Source organism: Pseudomonas sp. NY15435 (assembly GCF_048068295.1).
Lineage (GTDB): Bacteria > Pseudomonadota > Gammaproteobacteria > Pseudomonadales > Pseudomonadaceae > Pseudomonas.
Genome location: NZ_JBLUQA010000041.1, coordinates 1 through 304, shown reverse-complemented (window position 1 = coordinate 304; position 304 = coordinate 1). Strand labels below are relative to the sequence as shown.

Below are 304 nucleotides of genomic sequence, written 5' to 3'. Positions count from 1 at the left end.
CATCGGATCAGCAGCACACCACAACAATTGGTGGGTCTGGGCAGATTCGAACTGCCGACCTCACCCTTATCAGGGGTGCGCTCTAACCAACTGAGCTACAGACCCAATCGTTCGGGCTTTGGCAGCTTGTCGACCTCACCCGCTCTCTATCCAAGAGCCGGGGGCGCGCTCAAACCAACCGAGCAGCAAACCTATCGTCTAACCAGTGAATCAAGCAATTCGTGTGGGAGCTTATGAAGAAGCTGAGATCTTCGATTAAGGAGGTGATCCAGCCGCAGGTTCCCCTACGGCTACCTTGTTACGA

Annotated in this window: 1 tRNA gene; it reads right to left on the bottom strand. The window is 54.6% G+C overall.

Features of this window, described 5'->3' with window-relative positions:
- Positions 1-28 precede the first annotated feature (28 nt).
- Positions 29-105 (bottom strand) — tRNA-Ile (locus ACNFH5_RS30625).
- Between the last annotated feature and the right edge of the window lie 199 nt (positions 106-304).